This is a genomic window from Bathymodiolus japonicus methanotrophic gill symbiont (assembly GCF_019721995.1).
GTDB lineage: Bacteria > Pseudomonadota > Gammaproteobacteria > Methylococcales > Methylomonadaceae > Methyloprofundus.
Window position 1 is genome coordinate 1 of the sequence record NZ_BLYC01000066.1, and the last position, 14,914, is coordinate 14,914.

18 protein-coding genes and 4 pseudogenes are annotated in these 14,914 nt (G+C 38.8%); 13 read left to right on the plus strand and 9 right to left on the minus strand.

Annotated elements, in window-relative coordinates; all coding sequences use genetic code 11:
- Both K6984_RS31830 and K6984_RS35260 read left to right on the plus strand, forming a co-directional pair.
- Positions 1-161 (plus strand): annotated as a pseudogene (locus K6984_RS31830) (IS6 family transposase); the annotation flags it as partial.
- A gap of 31 nt (positions 162-192) precedes the next feature.
- Positions 193-360: a thermonuclease family protein gene (locus K6984_RS35260; RefSeq protein WP_263458905.1), complete on the plus strand. Its 168-nt coding sequence runs from the start codon at positions 193-195 to the stop codon at positions 358-360.
- Between the two features lie 3 nt (positions 361-363).
- On the opposite strand, the gene K6984_RS27955 is transcribed toward K6984_RS35260, so the two are convergent.
- From K6984_RS27955 to K6984_RS27975, 5 genes and pseudogenes are all read right to left on the minus strand, one after another.
- On the minus strand, positions 364-3,456 hold the full coding sequence (locus tag K6984_RS27955) for a type I restriction endonuclease subunit R (protein ID WP_221898319.1): 3,093 nt from the start codon (positions 3,454-3,456) through the stop codon (positions 364-366).
- A complete protein-coding gene (locus tag K6984_RS27960) occupies positions 3,453-4,469 on the minus strand; it encodes a PIN domain-containing protein (protein ID WP_087871105.1) in 1,017 nt (338 codons plus the stop codon). Before K6984_RS27960 ends, K6984_RS27955 begins: the two co-directional genes overlap by 4 nt.
- A 1-nt stretch (position 4,470) precedes the next feature.
- Entirely contained in the window at positions 4,471-5,778 is a 1,308-nt protein-coding gene (locus K6984_RS27965) for a restriction endonuclease subunit S (protein ID WP_087871104.1), read from the minus strand.
- Positions 5,775-7,280: a class I SAM-dependent DNA methyltransferase gene (locus K6984_RS27970; RefSeq protein ID WP_221898320.1), complete on the minus strand. Its 1,506-nt coding sequence runs from the start codon at positions 7,278-7,280 to the stop codon at positions 5,775-5,777. The genes K6984_RS27965 and K6984_RS27970 overlap by 4 nt, the downstream gene beginning before the upstream one ends.
- A gap of 127 nt (positions 7,281-7,407) precedes the next feature.
- A pseudogene (locus tag K6984_RS27975) lies at positions 7,408-7,551 on the minus strand (IS6 family transposase); the annotation flags it as partial.
- Between the two features lie 589 nt (positions 7,552-8,140).
- On the opposite strand from K6984_RS27975, the pseudogene K6984_RS27980 reads away from it, so the two are divergent.
- A pseudogene (locus tag K6984_RS27980) lies at positions 8,141-8,299 on the plus strand (DDE-type integrase/transposase/recombinase); the annotation flags it as partial.
- On the opposite strand, the gene K6984_RS36780 reads toward K6984_RS27980, so the two are convergent.
- Complete coding sequence (locus K6984_RS36780; RefSeq protein WP_221898327.1) at positions 8,248-8,553, minus strand: DUF6399 domain-containing protein; 306 nt, start codon at positions 8,551-8,553, stop codon at positions 8,248-8,250. The pseudogene K6984_RS27980 and the gene K6984_RS36780 overlap by 52 nt on opposite strands.
- A 55-nt stretch (positions 8,554-8,608) precedes the next feature.
- Here K6984_RS36780 and K6984_RS35265 point away from each other — a divergent pair, with 55 nt between their 5' ends.
- From K6984_RS35265 to K6984_RS36995, 9 genes and pseudogenes are all read left to right on the plus strand, one after another.
- Positions 8,609-8,737 (plus strand): hypothetical protein, encoded by a 129-nt coding sequence (locus K6984_RS35265; protein ID WP_263458596.1) that lies wholly within the window; start codon positions 8,609-8,611, stop codon positions 8,735-8,737.
- A 27-nt stretch (positions 8,738-8,764) separates the two neighbouring features.
- Complete coding sequence (locus K6984_RS27990; RefSeq protein ID WP_221898321.1) at positions 8,765-8,920, plus strand: hypothetical protein; 156 nt, start codon at positions 8,765-8,767, stop codon at positions 8,918-8,920.
- A 68-nt stretch (positions 8,921-8,988) separates the two neighbouring features.
- Positions 8,989-9,648 carry an AAA family ATPase gene (locus K6984_RS27995; RefSeq protein WP_221898322.1) on the plus strand — a complete coding sequence of 220 codons (660 nt, stop codon included), beginning with the start codon at positions 8,989-8,991 and terminating at the stop codon, positions 9,646-9,648.
- A gap of 2 nt (positions 9,649-9,650) precedes the next feature.
- On the plus strand, positions 9,651-9,989 hold the full coding sequence (locus K6984_RS28000; RefSeq protein ID WP_221897969.1) for a hypothetical protein: 339 nt from the start codon (positions 9,651-9,653) through the stop codon (positions 9,987-9,989).
- Between the two features lie 76 nt (positions 9,990-10,065).
- Complete coding sequence (locus K6984_RS35270) at positions 10,066-10,194, plus strand: hypothetical protein (RefSeq protein ID WP_263458596.1); 129 nt, start codon at positions 10,066-10,068, stop codon at positions 10,192-10,194.
- 27 nt (positions 10,195-10,221) lie between these two features.
- Positions 10,222-10,347 carry a hypothetical protein gene (locus K6984_RS35275; protein ID WP_263458618.1) on the plus strand — a complete coding sequence of 42 codons (126 nt, stop codon included), beginning with the start codon at positions 10,222-10,224 and terminating at the stop codon, positions 10,345-10,347.
- Positions 10,348-10,568: 221 nt separating this feature from the next.
- A complete protein-coding gene (locus tag K6984_RS35280; protein WP_263458613.1) occupies positions 10,569-10,694 on the plus strand; it encodes a hypothetical protein in 126 nt (41 codons plus the stop codon).
- 97 nt (positions 10,695-10,791) lie between these two features.
- A protein-coding gene (locus K6984_RS28005) for an IS6 family transposase (RefSeq protein ID WP_420831735.1) occupies positions 10,792-11,437 on the plus strand; the annotation gives its coding sequence in 2 pieces (ribosomal slippage) (positions 10,792-11,055 and positions 11,057-11,437; 645 coding nt in all).
- 394 nt (positions 11,438-11,831) lie between these two features.
- Positions 11,832-12,257, plus strand: a pseudogene (locus K6984_RS36995) (IS4/Tn5 family transposase DNA-binding protein); the annotation flags it as partial.
- On the opposite strand, the gene K6984_RS37000 reads toward K6984_RS36995, so the two are convergent.
- Positions 12,158-12,379 carry a hypothetical protein gene (locus K6984_RS37000; protein WP_230988334.1) on the minus strand — a complete coding sequence of 74 codons (222 nt, stop codon included), beginning with the start codon at positions 12,377-12,379 and terminating at the stop codon, positions 12,158-12,160. The pseudogene K6984_RS36995 and the gene K6984_RS37000 sit on opposite strands and share 100 nt — an antisense overlap.
- Before the next feature lie 137 nt (positions 12,380-12,516).
- On the opposite strand from K6984_RS37000, the gene K6984_RS28015 reads away from it, so the two are divergent.
- Positions 12,517-13,443: an IS4 family transposase gene (locus tag K6984_RS28015; RefSeq protein ID WP_221898324.1), complete on the plus strand. Its 927-nt coding sequence runs from the start codon at positions 12,517-12,519 to the stop codon at positions 13,441-13,443.
- Between the two features lie 126 nt (positions 13,444-13,569).
- On the opposite strand, the gene K6984_RS28020 is transcribed toward K6984_RS28015, so the two are convergent.
- Together K6984_RS28020 and K6984_RS28025 are read right to left on the minus strand one after the other, a co-directional pair.
- Positions 13,570-14,199 carry a hypothetical protein gene (locus tag K6984_RS28020; protein WP_221898325.1) on the minus strand — a complete coding sequence of 210 codons (630 nt, stop codon included), beginning with the start codon at positions 14,197-14,199 and terminating at the stop codon, positions 13,570-13,572.
- A 240-nt stretch (positions 14,200-14,439) separates the two neighbouring features.
- Entirely contained in the window at positions 14,440-14,715 is a 276-nt protein-coding gene (locus tag K6984_RS28025; RefSeq protein WP_230988332.1) for an N-6 DNA methylase, read from the minus strand.
- Positions 14,716-14,914 lie beyond the last annotated feature (199 nt).

Sequence of the window (14,914 nt, forward strand, 5' to 3'; positions counted from 1 at the left end):
ACATTAAACGAATAACTCGCCCTATGTTGGGTTTTTAAAACTTCCATAGCGCCCAAAAAACATTAGCAGGTATTGAGATAATGAAAATGATCAAAAAAGGACAAATGTTCGGAGGGGATGGTTTGTCTCCTGCAGGACAGTTTTATTCATTAGCTGCATAAAGGTCGGTTATGACCAATCCTTACCGTCGTAATAAGTTCTTGCGACAGAACCGTTGAAAGTGGTGCAGCTTGGGTTTATCAAAAATATACAAGCGATCCTATTCTTTATGAAGCGGAAGAAGCCGCCAAAGAAAATAAACGTGGCTTATGGGCTTTACCTGATCCATTGCCACCTTGGGAATGGCGCAAGAGGAAGTAATTTTTAGCTGGTCAATTCACTAGCCAATAATTCACTTTGTTCTAATACTCCATCTGCTTCTATTCTGGCCACATCAGGTGGATAGCCATATTTTATTAGTACTTTTTTAACCAACAACCTTAGTTTTGCTTTTACATCAGCTCGTTTATTCCAGTCAACGGTTGCATTTTTTCGGATAATATCAACGATTAAATGGATAAGCTCTTTCATTTTATTGTCTTCCAGATATTCCGTAGAGCTGTTTTGCGAAAGAATTGAATAAAAAGCATATTCCTCTGGGGTTAAATCTAAGTCATCTGCTTTGTGATCTTCCAGATTCATTTTTTCGGCAATTCCAGCAAGTTCTTTAATGACTTGAGCCGTATCAATTTGATTATTGTGATAATGCTTAATCGTTGATTCAAGCATTTCAGAAAACTTTTTACCTTGTATGGTATTTTTTCTTTTTCTTGTTTTTACTTCGTCATTCAAAAGTTTTTTGAGTAGTTCAAAGGCAAGGTTTTCATGCTCCATGTTTTTGACTTCGAGCAAAAATTCTTCAGATAAAATACTAAGAGAAGGACTATTGACTCCTGCTGCTTCAAAAATATCGACAACTCCATCACTACTAAGCGCATCATCAACTATTTGACGTATTGCTGTATTGACTTGGATATCTGTTTTTTCGCCACTTGGCGTGAATTTATTAATTCTTGATTTTATGACTTTGAAAAAGGCGATTTTGTCCTTGATTACTTCTGATCCATAACTGGGAACAGCCATGACATAAAGTTTTGATAAAGTGGTTACTTCTGATAAAAACCGATCTTTTAACTTTTCATCTTTCAATATAAAGTTTTGAGCTGCCAATAATATTTTTAATTTTTCACCTGTTGGTGCATCAAAATATGGCTCATAGTCAAACTTATGAAACATTTGTTTGACTACCTCAAATTTGGCGTTCATGGCACTGATAATTTCATCAATATCAGGTGCAACATTTCCTTGACCCCCGCTTTCGGTATAGTCTTTCATTGCCGAGCGCAAATCTTGCCCTATACCGATATAATCAACAATTAATCCACCTGGCTTATCTTTATAAACGCGATTAACACGGGCGATTGCCTGCATTAATGCTGCCCCTTGCATCCTTTTGTCGATATAAAGGGTATGTAGTGGCGGTGCGTCAAACCCTGTTAGCCACATGGACTGAACAATCACCAGATTTAATTTATCATGGCTATCTTTGAGTCTTGCTGCTAAGAATTGACGATCTTTTTTGTTGGTATGGTGTGGCTGAAAGCTTTCAGGGTCATCTGATGAACTGGTCATAACCACTTTAATTACACCTTTGTCTAAATCACCATGATGCCATTCGGGTTTTAGTTGTTTAATCTGCTCATATAAATCTACGGCAATTTGGCGTGTCATGCAGACAATCATCCCCTTGCCTTCAAACACAGCTTGCCGCGATTCAAAATGCGTAACAATATCCTTTGAAATATCCTTTAAGCGTTCGGGGTGTCCAATAATGGCATTGACTCGAGCATTTTTCTTTTTGGCTTTTTCTAATTGCTCATCGGTTGCCCCTTCTATCCCTTCAATTAATTCATCTATTTTTTCGTTAGCATCCTTATTGAATTTTATTTTAACCAGTCTGCTTTCATAACTTAAAGGTACGGTTGCGCCATCTTCCACCGCCTGAGCAATATCATAAATATCAATATAACCACCAAAAACCTTTTGTGTGTCTCTATCTTCTTTTTCAATCGGTGTTCCAGTAAAACCGATAAAAGAAGCGTTAGGTAAAGCATCTCTTAAATGCTTGGCATTGCCATATTTAATATTACCGTCTTTATCGACCTTACCTGTAAAGCCATATTGGCTGCGGTGTGCTTCATCAGCCACTACAACAATATTTGAACGCTTAGATAAAGTGCCAAAGACGTTGTTTCCCTCTTCAGGATAAAACTTTTGGATAGTGGTAAAGACGATGCCACCGCCAGTGACTTGTAACAATTCTTTTAAGTTTTCTCGACTATTTGCTTGAACAGGCTTTTGTCGCAAGAGAGAAGCGCAATTTCCAAAAGTAGTAAAGAGCTGATCGTCTAAATCGTTTCTGTCAGTCAATATAACAAGGGTCGGGTTTTGCATGGCTTTTTCAACGACTAACTGCCCTGAATAAAACACCATAGAAAGCGATTTTCCGCTTCCTTGCGTATGCCAGACAACCCCTACTTTCCTATCCCCTTCGGTTTCAGTTGCTCTTAATGTTTCATGGATCGCTTTCTCAACTACATAATATTGATGATAAGCCGCTATTTTTTTAATTTTTATTTGTGATAAAAGCCCTGTTTTCTCATCTTTTACTTCTTCAGATTCAAAGACTGTATTAAAGCGAACCAACCTTAACAAGACAGTTTTTTGTAGCATCCTCTGCGCTAAGATTTGTAGTTCTGGTAAAACGCCGTTTTCTTTTTTATCGGGTGATTTCCATGCTAGAAAGCGAGAAAAAGGAGCGGAAACAGACGAAGTACGCGCATCCACGCCATCTGAAATTACACATAAAGCGTTATAGTAAAAAATAGAGGGAACAGCAGTTTTATAATTCTGGATTTGGGTATAGGCTCGCTCTAATGTTGCTTTTTCACTAATAGCACTTTTAAGTTCAATTATCACCAAAGGTAAACCATTAACAAACAACACCACATCAAGGCGTTTAGATTGATTATTTTCTTTAATGACAAACTGATTGACCGCCCAAAAATTATTATTTTCTGGTGTCTCAAAATCAATTAGTTTGACTTGTAGTCCTACTGTTTCACCCTGTTTAAAATATTCCACCGTCAGCCCATCGGTAAGCATCTGGTGAAATTTTTCATTGTTAGTCATAATGTCATTAGAACCAAGATGCATGACATGCTGAAAGGCTTCAACGCGGGCAGATTCAGGCAAATCAGGATTGAGTCTTTTTAAGCTTCCCTTTAACTGATCTTCTAATACCACGGAAGCAAAATCATTTCGATCTAGTTCAGTGCCGTTGTAATATTCGTATCCTTGTGTTTTAAGCAGGCCAATTAAATTTTGTTCTATTGCACCTTCGGTTAAATCAGTCATAGCGATGCCTCCAACCTATGCTGTATACCCGTTTTAAGTTCAGGCGGGAGTATTCCTTTCTTTTTTTCATAAAGCGTACTGATAAACTGTTTTACGTCTATATCTCCGATAATGCAAGATATCTGCTCATTGACGTTGGCAGCTTCTAAAATTTTTGTAATCTCATCATCAGATAGAAGATGAAGATAAGGGTTTAACTCTTCAATAATTGAATAGGTATTTGAAAATGACATGGAGTTAATAAAGTTTTTTATTACCTTTGAATAAATATCTACCTTTTCAGAAGCAACAATCTCGCCAGCATCTACCTCGACCACATTTTTTTCACCATTAACTTCAATTAGATATACAGGGTTATCATTGATATTAATCCAGTAATTAATAATGCTTTCTTTGGTTATTTCTTCGTTAATATCAGTTTTTAGTTGGTCGATAAAATAATCATTGTAAACCACAGTAATTCTGTTTTGAATAAATTCATCGAAACCTTCGATAACAATAATATTAGGGTGTTTTTCTAGTGCTTCTTTCAGTCGCCCATCTTTACAACAAACAAATATTGTTTTGTCTGGGATAGATTGTAAATATTCTAAAGTTGTAAAATAAATACAGGCATCTTTAAAACCCTTGTCGGTATTGTCTCCAGCTTCGAATGGCGGAAGTTTTCTCAATGCCAATTCTTTCATTTGTTCCAACACGGAATAATCAGACAGTTTAATGACGGAGTATTCTAGTGTTTCGTTGTTCTCTAGCTCTGTTAGGTGTGATTCAATATCAAAACTTTTTGTCTCACTATCATCTAACTTTCTAAGCCAGTGGAACGGGTTGCTCAAAAATGATGTTTTGTGTTTTTCCAGATTTTTTCTTTTCTGATTTTTGATTTCTTCGATCACAATATCAGGAAAAACAAGTTCGGCTATTTTGGCAAAACGTTCAAGCTCATTTCTACCGCCTAAAAACTGTTTGGGTTCAGTATTACGTATGAAATTCGTATCAAAGATTACTTTTTCCATGTTAAGAATAAAATCCTTTTACTCTGAGTTTACCACTCATTAGTTTGGGTAATAAGGTATCTCTTGTTTTTGTGAGAGTTTGGATTTGGGATATATTATTGCTAATTTTCCTCGTCATTGAATACGCTATACCTGAAAAAAATTTTTCCAAAATCAAGTCCTTTGGTAATGCCAATCTATATTCAGGAATAGATTTTTTAGATAAGTGTAAAACGGTAGTACCATTTGAATATCCAATACAATGTCCTTTGAAACGCCTATCTTTCATAACATAGTAGAGAAATGCATTTTCAATATTCTCTACCTTTGAATTAACTTTAACCAAATCCATGGTAATAAACATTTTATGAAAACCCCCATCTTCAAAAACAAAGGCTGGATTACCTAACACTTCTGCGTCTTGTGTTAAATCAGTATGAGCTACTATTAAGTCTCCTATAGAAACTTCCTGCTGTGGTTTTGGATTTCCTAAAAATGGCTTGAACCCCCTTGTTTGAAAACCACCATTTCTATTAAAGCTTTTAAGCGTAACTAAAGCCTCACAACTTGATTCAACAAGCTCTTTACCCTTATATGAATAGCCGTTGACAATATCAACAAGTTCGTTCAACTCATACACCCGCCAGCCTTTCGGAATCTCCCCAAGTTCACTATCCACCATTTCACCTGTTGCATTAGGAAAGTTGAAATTGATAAACCATTCTTTAAAAATCGTTTGGGCTAGGGTTTCCAGTGTTTCGTTTTGTTCACGTAACAGCTCTATTTTTTCGTCAAAAACTGAGAGGGTATTTGTAACTGCTTTTTGTTCTGGGAGGGGGGGATTAGGAATAGGGAAATTTCTAAGTTCGCCTAGTGTAATATATTTTTGGGTTGTTCCGCTTAGCCTGCTATAAATATAATGTTGTCCACTTTTACTTTTCAAAAAGTAATATAGCCATTTGCCTTTTGTTTCATCTCCACATTTAAACAGCCCAACATTCTTAATGGCAAAGTTAGGTTCTACATCTATCAAGCATACCTCGCCAACAGTACCAATCATTGAAAGCAATACATCCCACTGGTTAACTTTACTTCTCTTGTTGACCTTAATGTAATCCTCAGAAGAAATATGGTACGCAGACCCAACATCTAATCGGCTATCCTTAATATTCTTAGATGTAATTAATAACTTTCCTGATTCTTGCTTCTTTGGTGAAGCGTGAGTTCCATCAGCAACTTTCGCACAAAACTGTTGTGCTTCTACTGGTTTCCAAGCCGTTGGTAAAAACCCAAATTCTGTTTCAATCCATCCCTTTGGTAATTCACTCATAATGCAAATCCAACTTTTTCTAGCTGTTCTTTTAACTGCTCATCCAGCTCTTTTTCTTTCTCTATCTGCTGTGCAAGTGTAGCGGTTAAATCAGCCATCTTATCTTCAAAAGGAATGCCATCATCTTCTTCATCAGGGATGCCAACATATCGACTAGGTGTAAGAACAAAATTATGTTTTTCTATCTCTTCAAGGGTGGCTGATTTACAGAAACCTTTAATATCTTCATAACCTTCTGTTTTGCGCCAGTTATGATAGACATGTTCGATTTTCTGTATATCTTCAGGGGCAAATTCACGATGCACCCGATCTTTCATAAAACCCATTTCAGAAACATCTATAAATAAAGTTTTTCCTTGTTGTACCGTTTTTCCACGGCGTAATACCCAGATAGTGGCAGGAATCCCCGTGTTATAAAAAAGCTGTTTGGGTAGAGCCACGATACAATCAACTAGACCTGCTTTAACCATATTTGTACGAATATCCCCTTCACCCGATGTATTGGAGCTTAAACTACCATTGGCAAGTACCGTTGCCATGACACCATCAGGGGCAAGGTGGTAAAGCATGTGCTGCATCCAAGCAAAATTAGCGTTTCCTTTTGGTGGTACGCCATATTTCCATCTACCATCTTCTACTAATATTTCTTGCCCCCATTCCGATTGATTAAAGGGAGGGTTAGCTAGGATATAATCGGCTTTAAGGTCTGGGTGGGAATCTTTTAAAAAACTTCCTTCTGTATTCCATGCCACAAACTGCGAGTTGATATTGTGAATGGCAAGATTCATTTTAGAAAGCTTCCAAGTGGTCTGGTTGGATTCTTGACCGTAAATGGTGATTTCTTGAATATTTCCTTGATGCTCTTCAACAAATTTCTCACTCATGATAAACATGCCACCACTACCACAAGCGGGGTCATAGACTCTACCATTATATGGCTCGATCATATCTACCATTAGTTTAACGATGGATTTAGGCGTATAAAACTGTCCGCCTTTTTTACCTTCGGCACTGGCAAACTCACCTAAAAAATATTCATACACCCGCCCAAGCAGGTCTTTGGAACTTTCTTTTTGCGCTTGAAGTTCAATATCAGAAATAACATCAATTAATTGCCCTAAAGAAGTTTTGTCCAGATTGGGCTTTGCATATACTTTAGGCAAAACATTTTTTAATTCGCTGTTCTCCTTTTCTATGATGCTCATAGCATCATCAATGGCTATCCCAATTTCTGGGAATTTTGCTTTAGCTTGTAGGTTTTTCCATCGAGCATCTTTTGGCACAAAAAATATATTTTCTGCCAGATATTCATCCCTATCTTCTGGGTCGGAATATTCATCATTGTCTAATCGATCATAGAGTTCCTGAAATGAGTCAGAAATGTATTTTAGAAAGATCAAACCCAATACGACATTTTTATACTCTGCCGCATCAATATTTTTTCTTAAACGATCCGCTGTGTTGAATAAAGATGCTTCAAAGTTATTATTTCCGTTTGCCATTATTTTCTTTCTTGGTTGAATTTGTTTCGATAGAAGCAATTATTATAGTGTCATTCTCTTTTAATGACTTCAAGGATTGCGCTTATTAAGCATTTACTTAACACACCCTTTATTAAAGCCGTTATTTTTAGGGGCTTTGCCCCTTTCGGATCATATGCGCCGTTTCAATTCCATCAATAAAGCCCATCATCGGTTTTGTTATTTTTTTGATAAATCGATGGTCCTGTTCGATGATGTTATTCAAATATTTAATCTGTAATATGTCGATCATGGGGTTCTGTCGCAAAAGATAAGTATTTGTGTAAAACCGGCTATAAACCTGTTTTCATTCCTCTCATGAAAAAAAGCATCATGCAGGAGAATATACTATTACCTCATCGGGATAATTGAATGGATAAGCCAGGTATGATCTGGTGTTCAGCAAAATAATGACTTAAAAAATAGCACCATTTTTAGTTGAGCATGCAAACCTACTTTGTGTAAAATTAAATCTTATGATCGTAGGTAATAGGCCATTTTTGGTTTTTGCGACAGAACCCGATATTTTTACTTAATGCGCTGTAATCCTTACAATACGCACCTCAAATTTAGATTTATTATGCTTTTAAATGAACTGTTCTGGCTAGCGCTGAGATATTTCGGATAATAGCCAGATTTCAAACAAACCTAGTCCATTATGGGTACACCTCAAAGAGACCGCATGAAGCCCAATATTTACATAGTCTATTAATTTCTTAATGCTAAGTATAATGGACTGTCATATATGGACTATGTAAAGTGGACTATTCCACCAATGAGCAATTTTAGAACTTATGCATATTGGCGAAGGTATTGTAATCCTCGCTGGGTTTGCCACCATGATCGCCATATTACAGGCCAAATATTTGAATAACATCATCGAACAGGATCATCGATTTATCAAAAAAATAACAAAACCGATGATGGGCTTTAAAGCGTTTCACTCCGCTCAAGCAACAATTGATGGAATTGAAACAGCACACATGATCCGAAAGGGACAAAATTGGGCTTCCCGTCTAAGCCGGGACACCTGTAATTTCAAGGGGTCAAGAACAACCTTAGGTCGGCCATTTCTGGGCAGAGGTAATTCCCCCATCTGGCCTAAAATCCATGAAAACAAACCAGAAAAATCCTGCTCAAAAAAACGTTTAGAAGCGGTTGTTCCACCTTGGCGTTTTAATCCATAATACTGTGTGTCCCGGCTTAGACGGGAAGCCCAATTTTGTCTGAGGAAAATATTCCTGCTTATAAGCAGTTTATGGCTTTAGCAGGATAGTTATGCCTGAAGACCAGTCGGGGAGTCGCTATTTTTGCGAAAGCTTGTTTTGGGCATCCCAGCCCAAGCAAGCAGCAAAAACTTAACGCGACCACTTATGCCTCCGGCGGCCCCGATTCGTCCTCGTCACCTCGTCCCGACCCAACAAGGGGTCGGAACATAGGCTCCAAATGACTTGACGCCGTGTCGGATGGCCTTTTATTTTGTCTCCACCTTCGCTAACGCTCAGACTCCGACAAAACAACGACCCTACGGCTATCGCGGACTAAAAATCATCACTTCGCTTAGGCTCCGTTTCCCTGATTTTCAGCGATGGCGACAGAACCAAAAATACGTTATACTCTAATTAATAGTTAAAAAGATATACAAAAAATATCTTTTTAACATTTAAAAGACATTAAAAAGGATTGTAGGATGCCAAAAATCTATATAGGTGGAAATAAAGGTGGGACTGGTAAGACCACATTAACTGTTAACCTTGCTGCGCTTTTAGCCAGTCAAAATAAAGACGTAATGATCATTGATGCTGATTTACAAAAAACTTCCACAATGTGGAATGATGAGCGCTCGCAAAAACTTTCAAATGACGTAAAAGAAATTTACAGTGTTCAAAAGCAGTCAGGTGATTTATCAGGTGCGATTAGAGATTTAAGTAGGCGCTATGAGTATGTTTTTTTAGATGCGGCGGGTGTTGATCAGAAAAACCTAAGATATGGCCTAATTACAGCAGATGTTTTTCTTGTGCCCTTTAAGCCGACACAGTTTGATCTCAACAATCTATTTTTGCTTCAACCAATTATTGAAGAGGCTTTAATTGTAAATCCTGAATTAAATGTTTCCGCGGTGATATCTATGAGTCCAACAAACCCGCGAGTTAAAGAGGTTGATGAGGCTAAGGATTTTTTAAGCGAATTTCCTCAAATTAAAATTTTAGAAACCTTTATCTGTGAACGCAGTATTTATCATTTATCTGCGTCAGAAGGATTAGGGGTTACAGAGTTAAAAGCAAAAACAGAATCTAATAAAAAAGCTCAGAAAGAAATTATTAATTTATTAAAAGAAATTGGAGTTTAATAATGGCTGTTAAAAAAGCAAGTGCGCTGGCAGGAAAACCGCTTGAAACACAAGAAGAATTAACGAAAGTGGTAACAGCTAAAAGCTTTACGGCAAAAGGAGGTTTATCACAAGAAGAGTTGTTAAAAAAAGAACAACGTAGAAAAGAAAGAGAAGCTAAAGCACAGCAACTCATCGATGAAAAAAATCCTAGGGCAAATAAAACTGCGTTATCTATGACAATTCGTTGGAATCAATTTGAATCAGAGCAGTTAGATAAATTACAAGACACACTAGGATTAACAAGAGTTGGCGTTATTCGTTTAGCTGTTAATCAGTTAATCAAAAAAGAGTTTTCATAATCTGAGAGTATTATTTAGATTCTCTTTAGACATTCATTTAATGTATAAAAAGACCGTTTTTGGGGAGTCGCTATTTTTGCGAAAGCTTGTTTTGGGCATCCCAGCCCAAGCAAGCAGCAAAAACTTAACGCGACCACTTATGCCTCCGGCGGCCCCGATTCGTCCTCGTCACCTCGTCCCGACCCAACAAGGGGTCGGAACATAGGCTCCAAATGACTTGACGCCGTGTCGGATGGCCTTTTATTTTGTCTCCACCTTCGCTAACGCTCAGACTCCGACAAAACAACGGCCCTACGGCTATCGCGGACTAAAAATCTTCACTTCGCTAAAGCTCCGTTTCCAGGATTTTCAGCGTTAGTATATTAATAATACATGTATTGCTCCTAGGTTTTTATCTAATTATTTGGTTCTGTCGCAAAAATACCCCTTCCCAACGTTATCTGCTATCATAATTCTAAATTTCAATAAAAGGTGGATCACATGCTCAGCTTCAAAGGCGCTCACTTCCCACAGGCGCGCCATGCTACCTCACGAAATTCTGGGACTCCTGTCACCAACATTCATTCGCCTACGCAGCGAATGGGAGATGCCCTGGTCGCCCTGCGTCCGTCTCAACTACGCACAAAACCCTGCTCCGTTAAGACTACCTCAAATGGCTGGACGGCTATTCGGAATGCAATTCTTGCCTCCCTCGCGCGCTACTAGCGCACTTCGGATCAGCGAATTGCCCTGTCGCCTACCAGGGACTAAAAATCATCACTCCGCTTAGGCTCCGTTTCCCTGATTTTAAGCGAAAGATTTCATTCTTTATGCTGTTTTCTTTTATGTCAGGTATGGCGTTTCGTATCGCGACCTTGAAGAAATTATGGAAGAAAGAGGTGTTGAAGTGGATCATGCTACGCTCAATCGTTGGGTTATCCGTTATTCTCCTGCCATTGCTGTAAAAGCTAAATCTCAGAAACGAGAAACCAATAAATCGTGGCGCATGGATGAAACGTATATCAAAGTGAAGGGTCAGTGGACCTATTTATACCGAGCTGTTGATAGTCACGGGGATACGCTTGATTTTCATGCTTTCTGAGCACCTTGATGAAGAGGCTGCAACCGCATTTTTCAAACAAACGATTAACAATAATGGCTTTCCTGATAAGGTCGTTATGGATAAAAGTGGCGCTAACTATGCAGGATTAGCCAATATTAACCTCTTGTTAATCCTCGCTGGGTTTGCCACTATGATTGACATATTACAAGTTAAATATTTGAATAACATCATCGAACAGGATCATCGCTTTATCAAAAGAATAACAAAACCGATGATGGGCTTTAAAGCGTTTCACTCCGCCCAAGCAACCATTGATGGAATTGAAACGGCACATATGATCCGAAAGGGGCAATTGTCTGAGGAAAATATTCCTGCTTATAAGCAGTTTATGGCTTTAGCAGGATAGTTATGCCTGAAGACCAGGAGGTCTGTGCTTTTGATAATTATTGCGACAGAACCTATAGTATTGCTTAATGGCGAGTCCTCCAGCTCCCGCAAATAATTCAATAGACGTATAAATCTCTTAATGGAGTTTCGTCATCCTGAAAGGATTTAGGAGATTCGAGCATCGCTTTTATTGGAGGAAGATGCGCAAGATCTTTTAATAAATACTCACTACCTCCCCCACTACTATCTGAGGGGATAGGAGATATTTTTTATCTCTCTTCCACTTGGTGATCGTCGTACTCGATACCGACATGATATCTGCCAATAACTTTTCCGAAATAATATCCATCTTAGACCATCTCCTTACACACAAGTCTGATATAAGAGTGTAAAATCTCATTATTTTAGTAACGATGACTGAGACTTGGGCAGAAATGGAATTTTGTAATTTAGATTTAGGTGATTCACGGCTTAATAAAAGAGCAGTTAAATTGATAGAAACTTTTGTAAAAGCGCCTAAACTAAGCATTCCTCAGGCTTGCCAAGGCTGGGCTGAAACACAAGCGACTTATCGATTTTATGCAAATGAAAATGTGACATGGGAAAAGTTGTTAGTCGCCCATACAGATCAAGTTGAACAGCGCATTATAGTCAGTGAAGAGCCCGTTATTTTATGCTTACAAGATACGACAGAATTAGATTTTAATGGACAAGAAACTGAGGATTTAGGTCGCTTATCTTACGATGCCCAAAGAGGCATGTACTTGCATCCGACACTCTGCATTACACCAGACCGGCTCCCTTTAGGGGTTAGTGATGCGTGGATGTGGGCAGAGCAACAAAGCTCGGCGCGCCATGCTACCTCACGAAATTCCGGGACTCCTGTCGCCGTAATTCGTTCACCTACGCAGCGAATAGGAGATGCTCCAGCCGCCCTGCGTCCGCCACAGACTGAGCACAAAGCAGCTCAGTCATGGCTACCACAAATGGCTCTACGGCTATTCGGGATAAAATTTTAGCCTCCCTCGCGCGCTGATCGCAGCACTTGCTCGGCATCTGGCAAATTTCCCTGCGCTCGCTTAGCTCGTGATGCTGATTTTGCGAGGAAAAAGCAAAGCAGAAGATCAAAATAATCCCACGATAAAAGAAAGTGATCGCTGGATAGAAGGTTATGAACGTGTCGCTGAAATGGCCGAACGTTGCCCTAAAAGTCGGCTCGTTTATGTGGCCGATAGAGAAGGTGATATTTTAAGTCTTATGCAGAGAAGTAAGGCGTTAAATACGCCTGCTGACTGGCTAGTAAGAGCCAGGCATAACCGTAAATTATCAGCGGATGAAACACTGTGGGATAGCGTCGATAAGCAAGAGGTTATGAGTCGCGTTAGTTTTATTAAGCCACGAAAAAAAGGCGAAAAATCGCGACAAGTTCAGCAAGAAATTAAAGTGTTACGCTGCACTTTCCCCGTAAAAGGGAAAGAAGGTATTGAAGTAACTTTGGTTCAGGCAAAAGAAATCAACCCGCCTAAAGGGAAGTCACCGCTCATATGGCGCTTATTAAGCAATCGAAGGGTAGAAAGTGAAGATCAAGCCTGTGAGTTGATTGACTGGTATCGCTGTCGCTGGGAAATAGAAATGTTTTTTGATATTTTGAAAGTGGGCTGCAAGGTTGAAAAGCTTCAATTATCCAGTAAAGAGCGCATTGAAAAAGCCTTAGTCATGGCCATGGTTATTGCTTGGCGGGTGATGTATCTTATGCGCTTAGGTCGCATCTGTCCTGACTTGCCTGCTGAATTAATCTTTGATCCTTTAGAATGGAAATCATCTTATGGTTTATTGGACAAAAAGATACCCAAAAAAGTGCCTACACTGAATGCCGTGTTAAGAAATTTAGCGACATTGGGTGGTTTTTTAGGGCGTAAATCAGATGGTGACCCTGGTGCGAAAAGTATTTGGATCGGTTTTCAGAGGATTCAGGACTGCGTATATGGTATTCAAATGGCCAGAAAGCTAAAAGGCGTATTTTAGGACTTGTGTGTAAGGAGGTGATCTTAGACACACAAATCCTAAATTAAAATGTAAACTGAATTGGCTAGACCTCTAATAAACCTAGCCAAAACATCATTCTAGGGTGTAATTAAAACCTCGTTTTTATTAGAAGCTCCGTACTGGCATTACACTAAGTCTAAACGCTCTATCCGCCATTGCACCCTTGCTAGTCCATAGATTTTTAGCGTAGGCTTTTGTATTTGGATAATTCAAAATGATAGTAGATGACCACATATAATTAGGAAGTTCCCAACCATCACCCCCTTGGCCTAAAGATTCTTCAAGATTAACATAATGCTCTACCCTATCTAATTCACCTCTTGAGGGAACAATCCAATCATCGTATCCATTAACTACAAATTTATCTACTACAGGGAATACGGTCTCTCCGCCATTATAACTCTCACAATTTTCCCCAAGCATTAGAGCATTATTCCCTGCTCCGGTACCAATATCCCGCCCTTTAGCAGATACAGGTACGTTATAGCAGCCCCATTCTAGGTTTGAGATAATTTCTGGTGAGGATTCCATCCCGTGTCTACCACCCGAAGAGGTATGGAATACAGTACCCCCAGCTAGTCCAGTATCTCCTACTTTAAACAAAATTGCGCACTCAGTATCTTGTAACCCCGTTTGTATCTTTGCATAGCCCGCATCTGTCATCCAAGACTCACGAGTTCTTAATTCTTCACATGTCTTTTTACGCTCAACTATAGCTTCATCATAAGCCGCCAACTGGCTCAATGTTATTTGTTCGATTTGCCCTTCTTGTTCTGGCGGATCACCAGCTTGGTATGCAGTTGCTGTGGTAGATAATGCTAAGGCTAATGTACCTATTACTATTTTAGTGTTTGTTTTATTATTTATTTATTATTCATTCTTCATTCTTCTTATCCTAATTAATTATTACTTACTAAGGGGCTAAATATTCCAATTCTACGTCATAGGTTTTCGCCCAATAGGGTCTCAAGATTTCTAAATAGGAGGCAATCCCAACTCCTTAAGCTGTTTATTATGCTTTTCTTTTGCCGTTAAAAATGCCTGTTCTAAGGCTTTTAATTTAAGGTTAGTTTCCTCTAAATCAACTACGGGCTCGGGTTTTGCGGTATTAACGTAGCGTGAAATATTTAGATTGAAATCGTTTTTTTCAATCTCTGTCAGCCCTACCTTCCGGGAGTATCTAATATCGTCTGACCTATTCCTATAACAATTTACTATTTTCTCAATATCGTTTGGATGGTTCTGTCGCAAAAGATACGTATTTGTGTAAACCTGGTTATGAACCTGTTTTTTTTCTTCGCCCAGGGGGTAAGTAACTTTTTTTATCGTATCTGGAATTTTCTATCTTGGACGCGCCTGATGTTTTTACAATTGAATCCGAGTACTCTAAAAAGGATAACTCACAGTACACATGGCGCGCCAGCTCTTCGCTAAGGCGCTTTATATCGCC

Coding starts and splice junctions, on each gene's coding strand:
- K6984_RS35275 (WP_263458618.1), top strand. CDS start 10,222: ATGGCCTTTTATTTTGTCTCCACCTTCGCTAACGCTCAGACTCCGACA.
- K6984_RS27995 (WP_221898322.1), top strand. CDS start 8,989: ATGCCAAAAATCTATATAGGTGGAAATAAAGGTGGGACTGGTAAGACC.
- K6984_RS27965 (WP_087871104.1), bottom strand. CDS start 5,778: ATGAGTGAATTACCAAAGGGATGGATTGAAACAGAATTTGGGTTTTTA.
- K6984_RS27970 (WP_221898320.1), bottom strand. CDS start 7,280: ATGGCAAACGGAAATAATAACTTTGAAGCATCTTTATTCAACACAGCG.
- K6984_RS27990 (WP_221898321.1), top strand. CDS start 8,765: ATGGCCTTTTATTTTGTCTCCACCTTCGCTAACGCTCAGACTCCGACA.
- K6984_RS27960 (WP_087871105.1), bottom strand. CDS start 4,469: ATGGAAAAAGTAATCTTTGATACGAATTTCATACGTAATACTGAACCC.
- K6984_RS35280 (WP_263458613.1), top strand. CDS start 10,569: ATGGGAGATGCCCTGGTCGCCCTGCGTCCGTCTCAACTACGCACAAAA.
- K6984_RS28000 (WP_221897969.1), top strand. CDS start 9,651: ATGGCTGTTAAAAAAGCAAGTGCGCTGGCAGGAAAACCGCTTGAAACA.
- K6984_RS27955 (WP_221898319.1), bottom strand. CDS start 3,456: ATGACTGATTTAACCGAAGGTGCAATAGAACAAAATTTAATTGGCCTG.